Here is a 19,943-nt window from a genome sequence, read left to right as displayed (position 1 = left end):
CGTTCTTTCTCTGTAGAAAAAGCACAGGCCTCACCACACGCTTGCTAATCCATAGCAGCTGCGCCTATAAAGGCCCATTACTCTTGTCCGGATAACAGTAATGAAGACCCATTCTGATGAACTGACCCTGTTTGTGGCGGTGGTGGAGGCGGGCAGTTTTCGCCAGGCGGCGGAGAACCTCGGCATGGACAACTCGGTGGTGAGCCGTGGCATCAAGCGGCTGGAGGAGAAACTCTCAACCGTGTTGCTCAATCGCACCACCCGCCGGGTCAGCCTGACCGAGGAGGGGAGCTGGTTCTATAAGCGGGCGGTGAAGATCCTGACCGAGATGAGCGAGGCGGAGGGGCATCTGCTGATGCGCCGGGAACAACCCGAAGGGGTGTTGAGAGTCGATGCGGCCACCCCCTTTATCCTGCACCGGCTGGTGCCGATCATCGGCGAGTTTCGCCGCCGCTACCCCGCCATCGAGCTACAGCTGCACAGCTCGGAGGGCTTTATCAATCTGATGGAGCGGAGGGTGGACATGGCCATCCGCATCGGCGAGTTGACCGACTCCTCCCTGCGTGCGCTGCCCCTTGGTCGTTCGCGGTTGCGGCTGCTGGCCTCTCCTGCTTACTTGAGCGAGCGCGGCACCCCGCGCCAACCGGCGGATCTGCTGAGCGGTCATGAGCTGCTTGGCTTTTTGCATCCCGATCACCTCAACCATTGGCCGCTGCTCAGTGCCGAGCAGGGGGATCGCTTTGCCATCACCCCCACTCTGCGTGCCAGCAGCGGCGAAACCTTGCGTCAGCTGGCGCTGGCGGGGCAGGGGATTGTCTGTCTGTCGGATTTCATGACCGGGCCGGATCGGGCGAGCGGCGCGCTGGTGGAGGTGCTTGCCCGCAGCAACAGCGGCGCCTCGCGCCCCATCAACGCGGTCTTCTACTCCGATGCCCAGCGGGATATCCGACTGCGGGTCTGGCTCGATTTTCTCAAAGAGCAGCTGGGCAGCCATACCCTGTAGTGCAGGTTGGTTTGTGCGGTTTGTTTGAACGGTTCGTCGCTGCGGTTTGCTTGGCGAAGAACAAGTCGCGCCTTCGTTGCGGCCAATCAGCATCAGCCAGGCGGCAGATAAACAGACAGCCGAGTTGAGGGTCGGCCGCCTGTTCGGGAAGGTGTGTGAGGTGAAGCGCAGTTACCGTGGCAGCTTGCCCCATACACGGCTGAGCAGAGCGCCGCCGAGCACCGGCGGAATGGCCAGCAGCAGGGTCCACTGCCAGGAGAGGCCGCCGACGGTGGCGGCCAGTACGATGCAGGTGAGCACCACCAGCTGGGCCACCATCATCAGGAAGGTGCCTTCGCGGGGGGTCAGTGTCTCTTTTTGAGTGGCGACGTGAGCTACGGGCGCTTGATTGGTGGTCGGTTTCATGGCGATATCCCTCTGTTGAGTCTGATATCACTAAGCAATGGCCGTTCCACATTTTTTTATGTTATTTATCAGTGATTTGTACTGTTTCTCGTCATTCCCGTTTCGAGAGCGCAGGCAAAATGATTTGCAAAATGAAAACGCCACCCTGAGGTGGCGTCTTGGTTATTGAGAGGGAGAGAGGGACGCTGCGGGTCTAGCCAATCCGGTATTGGCGGATCTGCTCGTCGATGGCTTTGGCCAGTTCGAACAGTTCGCGGCTGGCAGCATTGCTCTCCTGCGCGTGTTCCCGCTGGTGTTCGGCCACCATGGCCAGCTCGTCGAGCGCGGTTCTGGCTTGCCCCATCTGTTGATTCTGCGCCTGCGCCAGCGCGCTGATCTCGTTGATCTCGAGGGCGGTCTGGTTGATCTGGCTGGTGGCCTCAACCAGCACCTCTCTGGCCTGATTCATCCGGTTGTATCCCTCTTCGCTCAGGTTGCGGGAGTCTGCCATCGAGCTGCTGGCCTGCCGGGTTCCCTCCTGCAGGCGCAAGATAAGATCCTGCACATCCTTGGTGGCGGTCTGGGTACGCACCGCCAGCTGGCGTACCTCGTCGGCCACCACCGCAAAGCCCCGTCCCATATCCCCTGCCCGAGCCGCTTCGATAGCCGCATTGAGGGCGAGCAGGTTGGTCTGGTTCGAGACATCGCGGATGAGGTTCATGATCTGGGTGATGTTGTTGCTGTCTTTCACCACCTCATCGAGCAGGGCCGAGGAGCTGCCGATGCTGCTGCGCAAGCTGTCGAGTTGCGCGGCGCTCTGGGTCACATCCTGCTCGATGCTGAGCATATGGTTGGCGATGCGTTGGGTCACGTCGTTGACCCCTTCAGAGCGGCTGGCGATCTGCTCGGCGTTGTCACCGATGGTGGTGACCACAGTGGTCAGCTCCTGAATGCTCTGGGCCTGCTGGCACGCTTCTCCTGCCAGTGCCTGGGCCTGCTGCATGGATTGGGACGACTGGGCGGAGAGGGCGCTGCCTGACTGCTGGAAGCGGGAGAAGCTCTGGTTCAGGCTCTGGATCAGCCGATTGAAGCTTTGGGCCATCAGCCCCAGCTCCGACTCGTCAGAGAAGTCGAGGCGGGTCGCCAGATCTCGATCGGCGGTGATGTGGTGCATGCCATCGGCAGCCTGACGAATGGGGCGACTGATGGAGTGAGCCAGCCAGGCGGAGGCCAGCATGGCGATCCCGCCGATGGCGAGCGACACCATGATGATCAGCTGGCGGGATTCCTGCAGTCCCTCTTCCAGCTCGGCGCTGTTGATCTCGCCAATCAGCAGCCGGTTGAGGGTGGGGATGTAACGCACCGCGATGAGGTAGGTTTGTCCCTCCAGCGTTAGCGCCTCTACGGCCACCTGTTCCCGGGCATTGGGAATAAGCCGCTTGACGGTATCGAGGAAGGATTGCTGGTGGTGGGCGGCCCCCTCCACCTCCTGCTCGGGGTGGATCTCGATATTGCCCTCCATGTCCGCCAGATAGACCTGACCGCTCTTGCCGATCCGGTAGCCGCTGATGAGCTTGCTCAGGGCACTCATGTCAATGGAGGTGCCTGCCACCGCCAGAGTCTTGCCCTCGTGGGTGACGGCGGTGTTGATATAGAGGGAGGCTCGCTTGTCAAAATCCGAGATGTCGAGGTTCAGCTCATAGGGTTTGCTGCGTTTGAGAAAGCCGAAAAACCACCCATCTTTCGGGTCTGATTCGCTAAGCGATTTCTGGGCGGTGGGGCCGCCGCTGAAGTTGATCAGGGTGTTGCTCTGGCGGGGGGCGATAAAGACGTTGCCGCCGATCCGCCGTTGCAGATCCTGAAAGTAGCGCTCCATGGCGGGCCACTCTTGCTCTGGCATGCCAGCGGTCAGCCAGTCGATGACAAAACGGTTGCTGGCCAGCGCCTGCGCTTCGGTCAGGTGCTGGATAAGCTGCGCTGTGAGCTGGTTGGCAATGCGATCCACGCTGCTTGGCAGCTCGTAGCGCTCGACCCGCTGCTGGGCCTGACTGTGGGATATCTGCTCGAGGATCAAGGTGATGCAGCTGATGGCGATGGCCATCAGTATCGCCACGCCAGCGAGGATCCGGGTGCGGATCCCGAGCCCTGACCAGAGTGAGTGCAGTGTAAAACGGTGTATCGCCCTCTCCATATCGCTCTCCTCATAAATAAGGTCGCATATGCGACCCAGATGATGATTATAGATAGAGAACTCAATTGCGTTGTGACGGATGGTAACAACAGAGGGCGGCAGAAAAACAGGAGGGAGCAATGAGCGGGGAAGGGGGCAGAAACCGGCAAGGGAAAGCAAAAAAGAGAGGCCGACATTGCGGTCGGCCTCTTTGGTGTTTATCTCAACGGAATGTCGGGTGCCTGATCAATCCTCTTCAGCCCAACGGCGTGAACGCTCAACCGCTTTTTGCCAGCCGCTGTAACGTTTGGCGCGATCGTCTCTGTCCATCTGCGGGATGAACTCGCGGTCCACGCTGAACTTGTCTTCCAGCTCGTCCGAGCTCTTCCAGAAGCCGACTGCCAGACCAGCCAGGAAGGCGGCGCCCATGGCGGTAGTCTCGATGCGGGTCGGACGTACCACCGGGGTGTGCATCATGTCAGCCTGGAACTGCATCAGGAAGTCGTTGGCTACGGCGCCGCCGTCTACTTTCAGCGCTGCCAGCTTGATGCCGGAGTCCTGCTGCATCGCATCCAGCACATCGCGGCTCTGATAGGCGATGGATTCCAGCGCGGCACGGATGATGTGGTTGCGGTTGGCGCCACGGGTCAGGCCGACCATGGTGCCGCGAGCATACGGATCCCAGTAGGGGGCGCCCAGACCGACGAAGGCCGGTACCAGATAGACGCCGTTGGTATCGCCAACCTTGGAAGCGAAGTAGTCAGTATCGCGGGCATCGTGAATGATCTTCAGCTCGTCACGCAGCCACTGGATGGTGGCGCCGCCCATGAATACTGCCCCTTCCAGCGCGTAGTTCACTTCCCCTTTCGGGCCGATGGCGACGGTAGTCAGCAGGCCGTTGCTGGAGCGAACCGGCTCGGTGCCGGTGTTCATCAGCATGAAGCAACCGGTGCCGTAGGTGTTCTTGGCCATCCCTTTTTCAAAGCAGAGCTGGCCAAACAGGGCAGACTGCTGGTCACCGGCAATACCGGCGATGGGGATGCGGGAGCCGCCGCCACGGGTGGTGTAGCCGTACACTTCGGAAGAGGGTTTCACTTCCGGCAACATGGACATGGGGATGCCCAGCTCGTCCAGCATCTTCTCGTCCCACTTCAGCTCGCGGATGTTGTAGAGCATGGTACGGGAGGCGTTGGTCGGGTCGGTGACGTGCACTTCGCCATTGGTCATTTTCCAGACCAGCCAGGTGTCGATGGTGCCGAACAGCAGCTCGCCGTTCATTGCCTTCTCGCGGGCACCTTCCACGTTGTCGAGGATCCACTTCACCTTGGTACCGGAGAAGTAGGCATCCAGCACCAGACCGGTGTTTTCACGGACGTACTCTTCCAGACCGCGTGCTTTCAGCTCTTCGCAGATGGCTGCGGTGCGGCGGCACTGCCAGACGATGGCGTTGTAGATGGGTTTGCCGGTGGCCTTTTCCCAGACAACGGTGGTTTCACGCTGGTTGGTGATACCGATGGCGGCGATCTCTTCGCTGCGAAGGCCGGTCTTGGCCAGCACTTCGGTAAAGACGGAGGATTGGGTCGCCCAGATCTCCATCGGGTCGTGCTCTACCCAACCCGCTTTCGGGTAGTGCTGGGTGAATTCGCGCTGGGAGGTACCGACAATGTTGGCATCCTGATCAAACACGATGGCGCGGGAAGAGGTGGTTCCCTGGTCCAGAGCGACGACATATTTCTTTTCAGCAGACATGATGTTCTCCACGTTTCTATTTTCCACGTTTTTATACGTTGGAGGGGGCCGCTCTTATGCGGCAGCCTCTTCTTTGGCGGTTTGGGTAGCTTGCTCGGTGGTGACGACACGGTTGCCCGGGACGCAGGGAGCCAGCACTTTGACATAGAGGGCAGTACCAATCTGGGCGCCAACGATGGGGCCAAGGATCGGAACCCAGAAGTAGGGGTTGTCACGGCCACCGGTCAGGGCAACATCACCCCAGCCAGCAAAGAACGCGAACAGTTTCGGACCAAAGTCACGGGCCGGGTTCATGGCAAAACCGGTTAACGGGCCAAGGGAGGCGCCGATCACCGCGATCAGGATACCGATCAGCAGGGCGGCGGCGAAACCTTTGGGAGCGCCGTTGTTGTTGTCACCCAGCGCCATGATGCCCAGCATCAGTACGGCGGTGATCACCAGCTCGACGGCAAAAGCTTGCATGTTGGTCAGCAGGGCATTGGGGTAGGTAGAGAAGATCCCGGCAGTACCGAGGCTTTCGACGCTGCCGCGCACCACGTTATGGGTCACTTCCCACTGGGTGAAAAGGTTACCATAAAGGAAGTAGACAAGGGCCGCGAAGCAGAAGGCACCGGCCATCTGGGCGATGATGTAGGGCACCACCTTGCGCTTGTCGAAACCGCAGAAGGTCATCAGCGCCAGGGTTACAGCCGGGTTCAGGTGGGCACCTGAAATACCGCCGGTCACATAGATGGCGATGGCCACACCCAGACCCCAGGTAATGGAGATTTCCCACTGCCCGAAGTTGGCGCCTGCCAGCACCAGTGCCGCCACACATCCGACGCCGAAAAATATCAGCAGGCCGGTTCCGATAAACTCGGCGATGCACTCGCCAAGCAGGGTATTGGGTCTTTGTATGCTCATAACGTTGTTCCTTAATATCCACCCGTAGAGGCTTGATGTTCTGTTTTATCTTTTTTGTGTCTATCCGTTGCTGCCGAAAACGTTTCCCTGTTGTTTTTGTGTCTTGCGCAAACGATGTGCTCGTTTTCGCTCGTTATCGGTCGTGAGAGAAAATAACCCTTCCCGTTAATTTCACCATCCCCCCGCCATGGGAAATGTGGACAAGATCCCACTCATTGCTAAGAAAATGTGACGTAAAGCAACTCAATTGCTAGCAAATACCACTTATTGGGTAAGTCCTATCCCTTGCTGCACAAGGGATAGGGCTTGCTGAGTAATTGCTCATTTGGAGCTTTTTTTGTAATAAAACTGCAATATTTGAGTATGCATCACAGATTAAATGAGCGTATATGAGCACAATTGGCTCGCTTGCGAATCGGTGGACTCACATGATTCGTCGGAATGGTCAGGGCATCCTCAACCGCCCATAACAACAATAAGGAAGCAGAACATGCTTAGTCTCTTCAGGCCTGCGGCGCACATCGACAGGCTCCCGGCTGACAAGGTCGACCCCTTCTACAAACGCATGCGTTGGCAGGTGTTTTTCGGGATCTTCTTCGGTTACGCCGGCTACTATCTGGTACGGAAAAACTTCAGTCTGGCGATGCCCTATCTGATCGAGCAGGGCTTCTCCCGTGGTGATCTCGGTTTCGCGCTCTCCGGGGTCTCCATCGCTTACGGTTTGTCCAAGTTCCTGATGGGGAACGTCTCTGACCGTTCCAACGCCCGTTACTTCCTCTCCGCCGGTCTGCTGCTCTCGGCTGCCATCATGTTCATGATGGGTACCATGCACTGGGCCACCTCCAGCATTGCCATCATGTTTGTGCTGTTGTTCCTGAACGGTTGGGCACAGGGCATGGGCTGGCCGCCCTGCGGTCGCACCATGGTGCACTGGTGGTCACAGAAAGAGCGCGGTGAAGTGGTTGCGGTCTGGAACGTGGCGCACAACGTGGGCGGCGGCATGATTGGCCCGCTGTTTATCCTCGGGATGGGCTGGTTCAACGACTGGCGCAGTGCCTTCTATGTGCCTGCGGCAGCGGCGGCCGCCATCGCGGTGATCGCCTTCTTCGTGATGCGTGATACCCCGCAATCGGTCGGTCTGCCTCCTATCGAGGAGTACAAGAACGACTATCCGAAGGATTACAACGAGAGCCACGAGCAGGAGTTCTCCGCCAAGGAGATCTTCGTCAAGTACGTGCTGCACAACAAACTGCTGTGGTACATCGCGATCGCCAACGCTTTCGTTTACCTCATTCGTTACGGTGTGCTGGACTGGGCGCCAACCTACCTGAAAGAGGCCAAGCACTTCACCGTCGACAACTCCTCCTGGGCTTACTTCCTCTACGAGTGGGCCGGTATTCCTGGCACCCTGCTGTGTGGCTGGATCTCTGACAAGATGTTCCAGGGCCGCCGTGCACCGGCCGGTATCCTGTTCATGGTGCTGGTGACCCTGGCTGTGCTGGTTTACTGGTTCAACCCGGCCGGCAACCCGACCATCGACATGATGGCGCTGGTGGCTATCGGCTTCCTGATCTACGGTCCTGTCATGCTGATCGGCCTCTATGCTCTTGAGCTGGCACCGAAGAAAGCTGCTGGTACTGCGGCAGGTTTCACCGGTCTGTTCGGTTATCTGGGCGGCGCCGTGGCAGCCAACGCCATGCTGGGTTATACCGTTGACCATTTCGGTTGGGATGGCGGCTTCATGGTGCTGACTGTCTCCTGCGTGCTCTCCATCATCCTGCTGGCGATGACCCTCAAGCATGAGAACATTGCCGTTGCGGCCAAGAAAGCGGCTGCCCATAAGGCATAAAACGTGATCCTCAGCTTATTGATCCCAAAGGGGATCAGGTAAACTGCCAAAAGGCCCCGCATCTGCCGGGGCCTTTTTTTGTCTCATCATCGGAGTGCAAGCGTGAAGCAAACCCAACGACATCTGGAGATCCTGGACGTCCTGACGCGGCAGGGATTTGTCTCGACCGACGATCTGGTGACCCACTTTGACGTCAGCCCCCAGACCATTCGCCGGGATCTGAACGATCTCGCCGAACAGAACAAGATCCGGCGCCATCATGGCGGTGCCTCCCTGCATTCGAGTACCGTCAATACCGCCTACAGCGCCCGTAAAGTGATGCAACTCAAGGAGAAAGAGCGCATCGCCCGCGAGGTCGCGGCCAATATTCCCGACGGCTCATCGCTCTTTATCGACATAGGCACCACCACCGAAGCCATTGCCCGCGCTCTGCTCGATCACCGCGAGCTGCGCATCGTCACCAACAACCTCAACGTGGCCAGCATTCTGACGGCCAAGGATGACTTCACCGTCATCATCGCCGGTGGCGAGATCCGCAACCGCGATGGCGGCATCGTGGGGGAGGCGACCCGCGACTTTATCGGTCAGTTTCGCATGGACTATGGTGTCATCGGGATTTCGGGGATCGACAACGACGGCTCCCTGCTCGATTTCGACTATCACGAGGTGAAGATTGCCCAGGCCATCATCGCTCACTCCCGTCAGGTGTTCCTGGCCGCCGACCACACCAAGTTCGGTCGCAATGCCATGGTCAATCTGGGCAATCTCAGCCAGATCCACGCCCTCTTTACCGATCAGGAGCCACCGGAAAAGCTGACGCGATTGATGGCGCAACACCAGATCGCCTGCCACATCTGCTGACGGCGAAACACGCCAAGGCTGTGCCGGTCGCCCGTCAGGGCGGCCTCCTTTCTTTTTTTGTCTCCCATTCCTGCACTCATCTCACCCCTTTTTGGCTAGTAACCCGCTGATTTCGGCCCGACGCCATTTGCTCAGCTGACCTGTCCTCTTTGCCACCTCTGGCGGGCTGTGGCGATCACACTTTCACCATAAAATGTTCGTTTGTTGTATTTTCATGTTCTAAAATGAGCGAAATCAAACATTGCTGTTATAGCAATCATAAAAATGAAAGTAGGTGAACATGAGCGAACATTATGATCTGGTCGTCGTCGGTGGCGGCATCAACGGGGTCGGCATCGCAGCCGATGCGGCAGGACGGGGTCTGAAGGTTGCCCTGTTTGAGGCGCAAGATCTCGCCTCTGCCACCTCGTCCAACTCCAGCAAGCTGATCCACGGCGGTTTGCGCTATCTCGAACATTACGAATTCCGGCTGGTGAAAGAGGCGTTGGCGGAGCGTGAGGTGCTGCTCGGTATGGCGCCTCACATTGCTCGTCCCATGCGTTTTCGCCTGCCGCACCGCCCGCACCTGCGTCCGGCCTGGATGATCCGCGCCGGTCTGTTCCTCTATGACAATCTGGCCAAGCGCGACAAGCTCAAGGGGAGCTGCGGTGTGCGCTTTCTGCCGCAAGATGGCTTGACCGCGGGGATCAACAAGGGGTTTGAATACTCGGACGCCTGGGTCGATGACGCCCGGCTGGTGGTACTCAATGCCATGATGGCCCGTGACAAGGGGGCCGACGTGCAGACCCGCACCCGTTGCATCAAGGCGGTGCGCGGTTCCAAACACTGGACGCTCACTTTGGAGCGGGAAGGGGGCGAGCAGTTCACCGTCACCTGCCGTGGTCTGGTCAATGCGGCGGGCCCCTGGGTCAAGACCTTCTACGACGAGAGCCTGCACGAGAAATCCCCCCGCGGCATTCGCCTTATTAAAGGCAGCCACATGATAGTGCCGCGCATCCATGAGCGCGAAGAGGCCTATATCCTGCAAAACGAAGACAACCGCATCGTCTTCGTCATCCCTTATCAGCAGGACTACTCACTCATCGGCACCACCGATGTGGAGCACCACGGCAGCCCGCGGGAAGCGAAGATCAGCGAGGCCGAAATTACCTACCTGTGCAAGGTGGTCAACGCCCACTTCACTCGCCAGATTGCGCCGAAAGATGTGATCTGGACTTACGCCGGGGTGCGCCCGCTCTGTGATGACGAGTCAGACTCGCCGCAGGCGGTGACCCGCGACTACACCCTCGAGCTCTCTGGCGAATCGGATGGTGCGCCGCTCTTGTCGGTGTTTGGCGGCAAACTCACCACCTATCGCAAGCTGGCGCAGGCCGCCTGCAACAAGCTCAAGCCCTGGTTCAGCCAGATGGGGGATGACTGGACGGCGACCAGCCGTCTGCCCGGCGGCGAGTTTGACTGCTCGGTACGCGAGCTGGCCCGCGCCTTTGCGCTGGAGTTTGACTGGCTCGATGATCGCAGCGCCCTGCGCATTGCCGAGGCCTATGGCGCCCATGCCCGTCTCTGGCTAAAAGAGGATCGCGGCATTCACTTCGGTGGCGGCCTCTACGAGTCGGAAGTGCGCTATCTCATCGAACGGGAGTGGGCCTGTTCACTGGACGATATCCTCTGGCGTCGCAGCAAGCTTGGGCTGCGCCTGAACGAGTCAGAGCAGCAGATGCTGCAGATCTGGCTCGACCAATACCATCAGGCTCTGCGCAAGGCGAGCTGATGTGTGACGGTGGGCAGTACGCTGCTGCCCACCGCTTTTCACCGTAAATATGCAACAAACCTCTGATAGAACAATTACCTACACAATAATAAAGAGCATCACATATGAAAAAACTCGCCGTTTCCCTCATCGCCTTGAGCCTTGGGGCATCCCTCTCATTACCCGTGTTGGCTGCCGATGAAGGCAAGGTGGTGATCGCCCACCGTGGCGCTTCCGGCTACCTGCCCGAGCATACTTTAGAGTCCAAGGCGCTGGCCTATGGCATGGGGGCCGACTATCTGGAGCAGGATCTGGTGATGACCAAGGATGACCAGCTGGTGGTGATGCACGATCACTTCCTCGATGGCATCACCGATGTGGCAGCGCGCTTCCCTGGTCGTGCCCGTCCGGACGGTCGTTACTATGTAGTGGATTTCACCCTGGATGAGGTGCGTTCCCTGCGTATGACCGAGCCATTCCAGCTGGTGGATGGCAAGCAGGTGCCGGTCTATCCGGCCCGCTTCCCGCTCTGGAAGTCAGACTTCAAGATCCACACCTTCCAGGAGGAGATCGAGATGATCCAGGGGCTCAACAAGAGCACCGGCAAGAACATCGGGATCTATCCGGAGATCAAAGCGCCCTGGCTGTTCCGTCACGAAGGCAAGGATATCTCCAAAGCAGTGCTGAAGGTGCTCAAGGAGTACGGCTACACCGGGAAGGACGACAAGGTCTATCTGCAGTGCTTCGATGCCGATGAACTCAAGCGCATCAACAGCGAACTGATGCCCGCCATGGGTATGGATCTGAAACTGGTGCAGCTGATGGCCGAGACCGACTGGAACGAGACCATGGTTTACGATGCCAAGGGCAAGGCGACCCCCTACAACTATGACTGGATGTTCAAGCCGGGGGCGATGAAAACCATCGCCAGCTATGCCGAAGGGATTGGCCCGTGGAAGCCGATGATCGTCACCGAACCGGGCACTTTGGGCAAACCGGTCTTCACCGGCATGGTAAAAGAAGCCCACGCTGCGGGCCTGAAAGTTCACCCCTATACCTTCCGTCAGGATGAGGGGCAGATCCCGGCCTATGCCAAGGACTTCACCGATCTCCTTAACATCTTCCTCTATCAGGCCGATGTGGACGGGGTGTTCAGTGACTTCCCCGACAAGGCGGTGGCCGTCATCAAGGCCCATCAAGAGGCTGCCAAATAGCACTCTGGCGCCATTTGAATGCAAAGCGAGGCCAATTGGCCTCGCTTTTTGTTTCAGGTTCCCGCAACGGGAGTGTGCGCCCTGTCAGAAAATAGCCAGATCACGTCATGGTGTGCCGGATCTGCATCATTTTACGCAGTTTTTACGTAGCAGATCGCTGGCATGAAATCGGCAGAGCGGTTAGTCTAGCGGCGTTGAACCAACCCCATGAGGTACAGATGAAAACCGTATTGCGTTTTAGCCTGCTGGGCGCCTTGTTGCTGGGTGGCCATGCCTTCGCCGCCGAGCCGAAAAAATTTGATATCAGCATGTTCCCAGCCGCTGACGTGAATCAGGAACGTGTGGTGATCCGCCTGCCTGAAGTCGAGAAAGAAGCCGACATGATGGTCGAGCTGCAGGTCGGCAAAAAGATGATGGTTGATTGCAACGTACCGCGTTTTGCTGGCAACCTGGAACAGCACAGCGTCAAAGGCTGGGGCTACAACTACCTGAAACTGGGCAAGGTCTCCGACCCCATCAGCACCCTGATGATGTGCCCGGATAACCAGCAGAAAGAGACCTTCGTCCAGATCTACGGTCAGGGCTTCTTTGTGAACTACAACTCAAAACTGCCGTTCGTGATCTACGTGCCGCAGGAGTATGAAGTGCGCTACCGTCTGTGGCGTGCCGACAACCTGGCCCAACCGGCCATGATTGAGTAAGCATGTTTGAACCAAAGGTTCAGCTGGTTCACCTGATGTGATAAATAAAGCGCCGTATGGCGCTTTATTTTTGCCTGCACAGTCCAGAAAGTGACGTGCAAATTGGCTGCACGTTTACATAAGTTTATTATTTATCAACGTTTTTTGTGTGTTATGCCACAAAATCGGCGTCAGCTATGGGGCAAAGTGACTTCGATAAAAGATATTTATTAACATAGTGAGAAAATTGATTTTGCACTCGGCGATGGCCTGATGATACTTGCCCGCAAAGGTCAAACTAACCAGAAAAAAGAGCACTATGAGCTTCGAATCAGACAAGCGTTTCAACGACTTCAAACATTTTCCCCGTGGCCTGCGTCGCAGTGGCGAATTCACTGTGGCCGAAGCGGACAGTCTGGAAAAGTATGGTACCGCCATGCTGGCACTCTACCAGGGCAACCTTGCACCCCGTGATGATGTCGAGTCAGCCTTCGTCGAGCAGGTCAAATCCGGCGAAGCCGGTGCCAACCCCCATGCCAAGGTGTGGTTCAAATACCTCAAGGTGATCGGTCCCAAGCGCGTTCATCGCCTCTGCACTGTCGTGGGCGGCGCCAGCGAAGAGAGCAGCGGTGGCGGCAGCTTTGATGTCGGTGGTGGCAGCGGCGGTGGCAGTGACGAGTCCATCGATTAATGGATACCGAGCTGCTTCGGACCTTTATCGAGGTGAGCAAGACCCGGCATTTTGGCCGGGCTGCTGAAAATCTCTACCTGACCCAGTCGGCGGTGAGTTTCCGGATCCGCCAGCTAGAGCAGCAACTGGGTGTCAGTCTGTTTGCCCGTCATCGCAACAACATCCGCCTGACCGCCTCCGGTGAGCGTCTGCTGCCCTACGCAGACGCCATCTTGCACACCCTTGGCCGTGCCAAGCAGGATGTGGCGCTCTCACCTGGATTCAGCCAGCAGTTGGCCATCGGCGCGCCCGCGGTGTTTTGGGAGCTCGATTTCAACGACTGGCTCAACCACATCTATGCGCTGGCGCCCGGTTTGGCGGTACGGCTGGAAACAGCCTCCCGCGAGCACCTATGCCGCCAGTTGCTGGAGCGCTCCCTCGATCTGGCCCTGCTCTCCGAGCCCACCAAGATCGACGAGATTGCCCTGCATCCCATCGGTGAGCTGGTGTTCGAGCTGGTGAGCCGGGATCCGGCCGCCAATGCCGACAACCTGATGCAGATGCCGCACATCCACCTCGACTGGGGCACCAGCTTCGAGCCGCAACCCAGCCGCTTGCAGAGCCTGCAAAAGACCCCGGTGCTGCACTCCAGCTCCGCCAGCATGGCGTTGCAGTTTGTGCTGGCCAACGGTGGCGCTGCCTACCTGCCACGGCGGATGGTCAGCCCCTTCCTCGAGAAGGGCACGCTCCATCTGGTGGAGGGGGGGCAGCCGCTGAGCCGTCCGCTCTATCTCGCCTATCTGGAGAAATCCGATCGCCGGGAGCTGATCGATCAGCTTCTGACCCTGCCACTGGGTTGGCACGACGCCGAACTGCGCCTCAACGTCGAATAACCGTCGAGTGTTATCCAAGAAAGAGCCCACCCCACGGTGGGCTCTTCTGTTTGGGGAAAATTGCAGGGAGCGAGGTCACGTAATTGGCGCGGGAGGCTTGGCGTCATCGGCCTGTAACGGTACCTTTTCAGGCTGTTTATCCGATTGAGCACTGACAGGGATGGATTGTAATTGATCGACTTTAGTCACCCCGAATGGCGGGCGCTGGCGCAGCAGTTGCTGAGTCACTCACCTGTGGTGATCCGTGGCCGCCAGTGGCAACCACTGGTAGGCCTGCTCAAGGATAACCAGCTGCTGCTCGCCCATGGCAGCCACAGCTATGAGCTCACCCCGGCCGGACGGCGCTATCTCACCCGCGAGCTGATGCTGGCCGAGATCGCCACCGCCCCCCCTGAGCCCGAGGAGTGGTTACATGCTCAGGGCTGGCAATTGGGGGAGCAGGTCAACGAGCGGGTGCTGGCGGCGCTCTATCGCAAGAGCGAGGTGAACTTCACCCCCAACGAGCAGATCGATTTCGAGGACAAGGGGATCCGGCTCTGTGCCGATCAGCTGTTGCGCTTGCGCGCAGCCCAGCCGTTCAGCCTCTTTTTCAGCGGCGGCACCCTGATCGACGCATCCCCCTGGTTGCAGGCGCTGGGGGAGGTGGCCCTACCCGAGCGCACCCTGGCGGGTCTTGGCAAGATCCTGTGGGGGGAGGGGAGTATCGAGCGGGTGATCACCACAGACAGCGTCGGCGCCTTTGCCGAGCTGCCTCTTGAACCCGGCACCTTGCTGGTGTGGGCCCCCCCATCGGCTCCTCTTGCCTTGCAGCAGGTGGTGGCCGCCTTGCCCCCCAATGTGCTGTGGAGTCATCTCACCGCCCTCGACCCTGCCGGGGTGGATCGGTTGCAGGCGCTGGCCCAGCGCTTGGGTCGTCCGGCCAGCTGGTGGCTGCCTCGTGATCTGGCCCCCATCCTCAGCGCATATGCCCAGCCTTTGACTGAGGCTCGGCACTGGGAGCCGAGCCGGATTCCCAAGTCATTGTTAGCAGTTTGTAGCGGTTTGGTTGAGTCCAATGGTGGCTTGTCGGCCGAGGTGTGCGCGCTGGCACCAGCGTGGCATGCCGTTGGTTGAAATTGGCCCGAAAGCGAGCCAAAAAGCGGTTTTCCCCCATTGAACGCGGTGATATAAAGAGTTGACGAAGCGCTCGCCAGATGAGCGCTTTTGTTTATCAAGCCGCTTTGCCACCCAACGAACTCAACGGAATACAGGGAATACCATGTTTGAAAAGGTTGTTGCCGCCCCAGCGGATCCGATCCTGGGCCTGACCGAAGCCTTCCGTGCTGACTCTCGCAGCCACAAGATCAATCTGGGCGTAGGGATCTACAAGGACGAGTCCGGTGCCACCCCCATTCTTCACTGCGTCAAGAAAGCCGAGCAGAAGCTGCTGACCGACGAGAAGACCAAGAACTACCTCGGTATTGAAGGCAATATCGAATATGGCCGTATCGTGCAGCAACTGCTGTTCGGGCAGCATTCTGCGCTGGTTGCCAGCGGTCGTGCCAAGACCGCCCAAGCGCCGGGCGGTACCGGTGCCCTGCGTATCGCGGCCGAATTTGTGGTGCGCAATGGTCTGGCCAAGACCATCTGGATCTCCGATCCCACTTGGGCCAACCACGTCAGCGTATTCCAGGCCGCGGGCCTGACCGTCAAGTGGTACAAGTACTACGACGCCGCCACCAAGGGGCTCGACTTTGCCGCCATGCAGGCTTCGCTGGCCGAAGTGCAGCCGGGTGAGCTGGTGCTGCTGCACGGTTGCTGCCACAACCCGACCGGTATCGATCCCACTGCAGAACAGTGGCGCGCGCTGGCCAAACAAAGTGCTGCCGCCGGCTGGTTGCCGCTGTTTGACTTCGCCTATCAGGGTTTTGCCCGTGGTATCGAAGAGGATGCCGAAGGCCTGCGTATCTTCGCCGAATGCCATGACGAGCTGCTGGTGGCGAGCTCTTTCTCCAAGAACTTCGGCCTCTACAACGAGCGGGTCGGTGCCTTCACGCTGGTCAGCGCAACCAAAGAGATCGCCGATGTGGCCTTCACTCAGGTCAAGACCGTGATCCGTGCCAACTACTCCAACCCGCCGTCACACGGCGCCGCTGTGGTCACAGCCGTGGTGAGCGATCCGGCTCTCTATGCCGAGTGGGTCGAAGAAGTGGCCGCCATGCGGGTGCGTATTCGCGAGATGCGCGAGCTGCTGGTAGAGAAGCTGGCTGCCCTCGGCGTGAGCCAGGATTTCAGCTTTATCCGCGAGCAGAACGGCATGTTCTCCTTCTCCGGTCTCTCCAAGGATCAGGTTGAACGCCTCAAGAGCGAATTTGCCATCTATATCGTCGGCTCCGGCCGGATCAGCGTAGCCGGTATTACCCGCGCCAATATCGATCCCCTGTGCGAGGCGATCGCCAAGGTGCTGTAATCGCATCGCCTGATGCTCTGGCACTATGCAGCACTATGCCATAAAAAAGCCCGTCACCTTGGTGACGGGCTTTTTTGATCGTCAACGGCTGATCGCCAAACAAGGCTAAGGGCGGCTCAGTGGTGGCGGGCACCTTGCCACAGTTTGCGCAGTTGCAGCAGCAGCGCGGTCAGGGCGCCGCCGCTCAGGGCGGTGAGCACCGCCAGCAGCAGGCTGCCGAGCAGGAACGGGGGCACCAGGGTCGCCGCTTCCTGCTCCAGCCAATGGAGGGTCCAGGTAAGGTGGAAGGGCTCCGGCGTCTGGTGCAGCACCAGACAGCCGGTGCGATAGGCGTAGAGATACATGAATGGCAGGGTCAGCGGATTGTTGAACCAGACTGCCAGCAGCGCCAGCGGCAGGTTGAGGCTGAATGCCAGCGCCAGACCGACTGCGATAAGCGAGTGCATCGGGATGGGGAACCAGCAGGCGAAGATCCCGGCTGCTACCGCGCCGCTCAGGGCGCGGGTTCCCCCTTGCCAGAGTGCTGGGGCAAGCAGTCGTTCACCAAACAGGGCAAACCACTTCTGCTGGCGCAGGGTATCGGGATCGAGCTTGAAGCGGGCAAACCAGCGACTCAGCATGGGCGGGCCATCTTGCGTTTTTGCCACTGGCGCACCGTGCTGATCCGCCAGAAGGTGCGGATCAGGGTGTAACCGATAAGAGAACTGAGCAGGGCCAGGATCAGCGAGCCCAGCAACAGCGGCGGTGCCACTGTGCCCAGTACCGAGACCAGCCACTCCCAGGTGAATTCAATCTCTATCTGCTGCGCTGAATGTCCCAGCAGCTGGCAACCCACCAGATAGGCGCCATAGAGCAGGGGCGGCATGGTAAAGGGGTTGGAGAGCCAGACCAGCGCCACCGAGAGCGGCAGATTGACCCGGCACAGGATGGCGCCTCCGGCGGCCAGCAGCATCTGGCAGGGGAGCGGCACCCAGGCCATGAAGAGGCCCACCGCAAAGGCCCCGGCGGCCGAGCGGCGGTTGAGGTGCCAGAGGTTGGCATCGAGCAGCAGTTTGCCGAACAGCCGCAGGTGCTTGTGTTCTTTCAGGGTTTGCTGATCGGGCATCCAGCGTTTAATGAGTCGTTTGGGCATATTGAAACCTTGCTAAATACTTGCTCCATGGATCTGCGTCTGTTGTCGTTTGCCCTGGGGGCAAGCTCCTCACTGTTCTGGCCATGGTTACCTTCACTCGCATGGGGGGGCCTGTTGCTGTCCCTGCTGATCCCCCTTGCATATTGTCGTGCCTGGCGGTGGCTGTTTCTCCTGCTCGGCATCCTCTGGATGCAGGCCAATCTTGCCTATCGGCTGGCCTGGCTGGAGCGGTTGGGCGATCAGACGAGCCACATGATAACCGCACAGCTGCAAAGTGCAGAGCCCGAGGGGGATAAATTTGTCCGGCTGTTGCTGCGGGTGAGCACCCTCGACGAGCAACCGGTGACACCTGAGCCCCTGATCCGGGTCAATGCCTACAAGGCATTACCCACCATGACAGTGGGCAGCCGGATCACCCTGGTGACCTCGTTGAAACCGGCTCACGGTCTGGCCAACGAGGCGGGGCTGGATGGGCGGCGTCTGCTGCTGGGCAAAGGGATCACCGCCACCGGCAATTTGCGCCGGGTGATCGACATTCAACAAGCACCTGTGGGGTGGCGCGAACGCTGGTTGGGCGCGGCGACCGAGAGTTGGCGTCCGCTTGACCATGCTCCCTTGCTGGCTGCGCTCACTTTTGGCGAGCAGAGCGGCATCACGGATGCCCAGTGGGAGCTGTTTCGTGGCAGTGGTTTGACCCATATCATCGCCATTTCAGGGCAACACATCGCGCTGGTGGCAGTGCTCGGGTGGTGGCTGGGCAGGCTGTTTGGTCTGCGCGGCGCCATCATCACCTCCCTGTTGTTTGCCGCCGTCTACAGCGCGTTGGCCGGGTTTGCGGTGGCGACCGAGCGGGCCCTGATCATGGTGCTGGTGTGGAGTGTGCTGCGCTGGAGCCGGCGGGAGTGGCCGGCCTGGCGCATCTGGCTGTGGGCCTTTGTGGTATTGACCCTCTGGGATCCCTTCGCCCTCTATTCGGCCGGCTTCTGGCTCTCGTTTCTGGCGGTGGCCATCTTGCTGCTGGTGGGATATGTCCACGACAAGCCGGGGCTCTGGCAGATCCAGCTCTGGCTGCTGCTCGGTCTGCTGCCGTTGCAACTGGCGTTGTTCGAGGGGATAGCGCCCCTTGCCATGGTGATCAACCTGTTGGCGGTGCCGCTCTTTTGTATCGCTATCATTCCGCTGGTCCTGATCGGTGTGCTGCTTGCGCCGCTTTCCACCTCGCTTGCCTATGTCCTGTTCTGGCTGGCGGATCTGGGGCTCGGGTGGGTGCTGACGATCCTGAACTGGCTAGCCGATCAACTGCAACTGTGGTGGCCACTGCCCGGCTGGTGGCTGCCGCTTTGCACCCTGCTGTTGCTGCTCTGGTTCGCCGCACAGTGGCGCCCGGCACGCTGGCTGTTGCTACCGGGTCTGTGTGCGCTGTTGCTCACGCTCTGGCCAACACCTGCCCGCTGGCAACTGCGGGTGCTGGATGTGGGGCAGGGGCTGGCGGTGCTGATCAGCAAGGGGGAGCGTGCCATCCTCTATGACACCGGCGATCGTTATCCCGGAGGCTACAACATGGCGGATGCGGTGATCCTACCCCAGCTGAGCCATCTGGGGATCCGGGTCATCGATCGCCTCATCATCAGCCACAAGGATCGGGACCATGCTGGCAATCGCAAGCGACTGCTCAGCGCCATGCCGGTGCGTCACGAGCTCTCCTCTTATCCCTTCAGTGAGGGAACGACGCTCTGCCAGCGTGGGCAACAGTGGCGCTGGCAGGGGCTCTCGTTTGCAGTGCTCTGGCCCGAGCGCCCCGGAGGCGGGCGCAATAACGATGGCTGCGTGGTGCGTATCAGCGATGGGCAGCGCAGCGTGCTGCTGAGCGCAGATATCGAGCGGCAAGCCGAGCAGCGGCTGGTGGCGCTGGAGGGAGAGGGGTTGGCCAGCACCTTGCTGGTGAGCCCCCATCATGGCAGTCGCACCTCCTCCACGCCCCCGTTTGTCACGGCGGTGGCGGCAAAGGATGTGATCCACAGCGCCGGCTTTATGAATCAGTGGGGCTTTCCCCGTCCCGATGTGGTGGCCCGCTATCGGGATGCCCGCCAGTGGATCACCGGTCAGCAAGGGGCGATGCTGGTCGAACCCACTGCAGCGGGCTTGAGCGTCACTGCCGAGCGAGATTCAGGCCCTTGGTACCGACGCAGTGGCGAGTGGTGGCGACCGCGAGTGTGGTTTGAGCAATAATCGGCCATTT

17 protein-coding genes are annotated in these 19,943 nt (G+C 59.5%); 11 read left to right on the top strand and 6 right to left on the bottom strand.

Annotation, left to right across the window (positions count from 1 at the left end):
• Nucleotides 1-100 precede the first annotated feature (100 nt).
• On the top strand, nucleotides 101-1,003 hold the full coding sequence (locus G5154_RS03925) for a LysR substrate-binding domain-containing protein (RefSeq protein WP_421250361.1): 903 nt from the start codon (nucleotides 101-103) through the stop codon (nucleotides 1,001-1,003).
• Nucleotides 1,004-1,174: 171 nt separating this feature from the next.
• Here G5154_RS03925 and G5154_RS03920 read toward each other — a convergent pair whose 3' ends face one another.
• The 4 genes from G5154_RS03920 to G5154_RS03905 form a co-directional block, all read right to left on the bottom strand.
• Nucleotides 1,175-1,408, bottom strand: a complete 234-nt coding sequence (locus tag G5154_RS03920; RefSeq protein WP_421250360.1) for a hypothetical protein — start codon at nucleotides 1,406-1,408, stop codon at nucleotides 1,175-1,177.
• Nucleotides 1,409-1,601: 193 nt separating this feature from the next.
• On the bottom strand, nucleotides 1,602-3,578 hold the full coding sequence (locus G5154_RS03915; RefSeq protein ID WP_421250359.1) for a methyl-accepting chemotaxis protein: 1,977 nt from the start codon (nucleotides 3,576-3,578) through the stop codon (nucleotides 1,602-1,604).
• Nucleotides 3,579-3,803: 225 nt separating this feature from the next.
• A complete protein-coding gene (gene glpK / locus G5154_RS03910) occupies nucleotides 3,804-5,306 on the bottom strand; it encodes a glycerol kinase GlpK (RefSeq protein WP_005337546.1) in 1,503 nt (500 codons plus the stop codon).
• A gap of 54 nt (nucleotides 5,307-5,360) precedes the next feature.
• A complete protein-coding gene (locus G5154_RS03905) occupies nucleotides 5,361-6,209 on the bottom strand; it encodes an MIP/aquaporin family protein (protein ID WP_005350866.1) in 849 nt (282 codons plus the stop codon).
• Between the two features lie 490 nt (nucleotides 6,210-6,699).
• On the opposite strand from G5154_RS03905, the gene glpT reads away from it, so the two are divergent.
• From glpT to G5154_RS03860, 9 genes are all read left to right on the top strand, one after another.
• Entirely contained in the window at nucleotides 6,700-8,058 is a 1,359-nt protein-coding gene (glpT, locus tag G5154_RS03900; protein WP_005337540.1) for a glycerol-3-phosphate transporter, read from the top strand.
• Between the two features lie 102 nt (nucleotides 8,059-8,160).
• A complete protein-coding gene (locus tag G5154_RS03895; protein ID WP_005347045.1) occupies nucleotides 8,161-8,919 on the top strand; it encodes a DeoR/GlpR family transcriptional regulator in 759 nt (252 codons plus the stop codon).
• A gap of 280 nt (nucleotides 8,920-9,199) precedes the next feature.
• Nucleotides 9,200-10,687 (top strand): glycerol-3-phosphate dehydrogenase, encoded by a 1,488-nt coding sequence (gene glpD, locus G5154_RS03890; RefSeq protein ID WP_005350869.1) that lies wholly within the window; start codon nucleotides 9,200-9,202, stop codon nucleotides 10,685-10,687.
• Between the two features lie 104 nt (nucleotides 10,688-10,791).
• Nucleotides 10,792-11,880, top strand: coding sequence for a glycerophosphodiester phosphodiesterase (gene glpQ / locus G5154_RS03885; RefSeq protein ID WP_005337531.1), 1,089 nt, complete (start codon nucleotides 10,792-10,794; stop codon nucleotides 11,878-11,880).
• Between the two features lie 218 nt (nucleotides 11,881-12,098).
• Nucleotides 12,099-12,581, top strand: a complete 483-nt coding sequence (gene eco / locus G5154_RS03880) for a serine protease inhibitor ecotin (RefSeq protein ID WP_005337529.1) — start codon at nucleotides 12,099-12,101, stop codon at nucleotides 12,579-12,581.
• 298 nt (nucleotides 12,582-12,879) lie between these two features.
• Nucleotides 12,880-13,251 (top strand): DUF413 domain-containing protein, encoded by a 372-nt coding sequence (locus tag G5154_RS03875; protein ID WP_005350885.1) that lies wholly within the window; start codon nucleotides 12,880-12,882, stop codon nucleotides 13,249-13,251.
• A complete protein-coding gene (gene hdfR / locus G5154_RS03870) occupies nucleotides 13,251-14,123 on the top strand; it encodes an HTH-type transcriptional regulator HdfR (RefSeq protein ID WP_040067774.1) in 873 nt (290 codons plus the stop codon). Before G5154_RS03875 ends, hdfR begins: the two co-directional genes overlap by 1 nt.
• A gap of 171 nt (nucleotides 14,124-14,294) precedes the next feature.
• Nucleotides 14,295-15,236, top strand: a complete 942-nt coding sequence (locus G5154_RS03865; protein ID WP_368221891.1) for a hypothetical protein — start codon at nucleotides 14,295-14,297, stop codon at nucleotides 15,234-15,236.
• 145 nt (nucleotides 15,237-15,381) lie between these two features.
• Nucleotides 15,382-16,572 (top strand): amino acid aminotransferase, encoded by a 1,191-nt coding sequence (locus tag G5154_RS03860; protein WP_182937729.1) that lies wholly within the window; start codon nucleotides 15,382-15,384, stop codon nucleotides 16,570-16,572.
• A gap of 116 nt (nucleotides 16,573-16,688) precedes the next feature.
• On the opposite strand, the gene G5154_RS03855 is transcribed toward G5154_RS03860, so the two are convergent.
• The gene (locus G5154_RS03855; protein WP_335819671.1) at nucleotides 16,689-17,192 is read right to left on the bottom strand and encodes a DUF2062 domain-containing protein; all 504 of its coding nucleotides are present in this window, start codon (nucleotides 17,190-17,192) and stop codon (nucleotides 16,689-16,691) included.
• On the bottom strand, nucleotides 17,186-17,704 hold the full coding sequence (locus tag G5154_RS03850; RefSeq protein ID WP_005350890.1) for a DUF2062 domain-containing protein: 519 nt from the start codon (nucleotides 17,702-17,704) through the stop codon (nucleotides 17,186-17,188). The genes G5154_RS03855 and G5154_RS03850 overlap by 7 nt, the downstream gene beginning before the upstream one ends.
• A 27-nt stretch (nucleotides 17,705-17,731) precedes the next feature.
• Here G5154_RS03850 and G5154_RS03845 point away from each other — a divergent pair, with 27 nt between their 5' ends.
• Nucleotides 17,732-19,933, top strand: a complete 2,202-nt coding sequence (locus G5154_RS03845; RefSeq protein ID WP_421250358.1) for a DNA internalization-related competence protein ComEC/Rec2 — start codon at nucleotides 17,732-17,734, stop codon at nucleotides 19,931-19,933.
• Nucleotides 19,934-19,943: the final 10 nt, after the last annotated feature.

Source organism: Aeromonas sp. 600527 (genome assembly GCF_049175415.1).
GTDB lineage: Bacteria > Pseudomonadota > Gammaproteobacteria > Enterobacterales > Aeromonadaceae > Aeromonas > Aeromonas veronii_A.
This window is presented reverse-complemented; position numbering and strand designations above follow the sequence as displayed.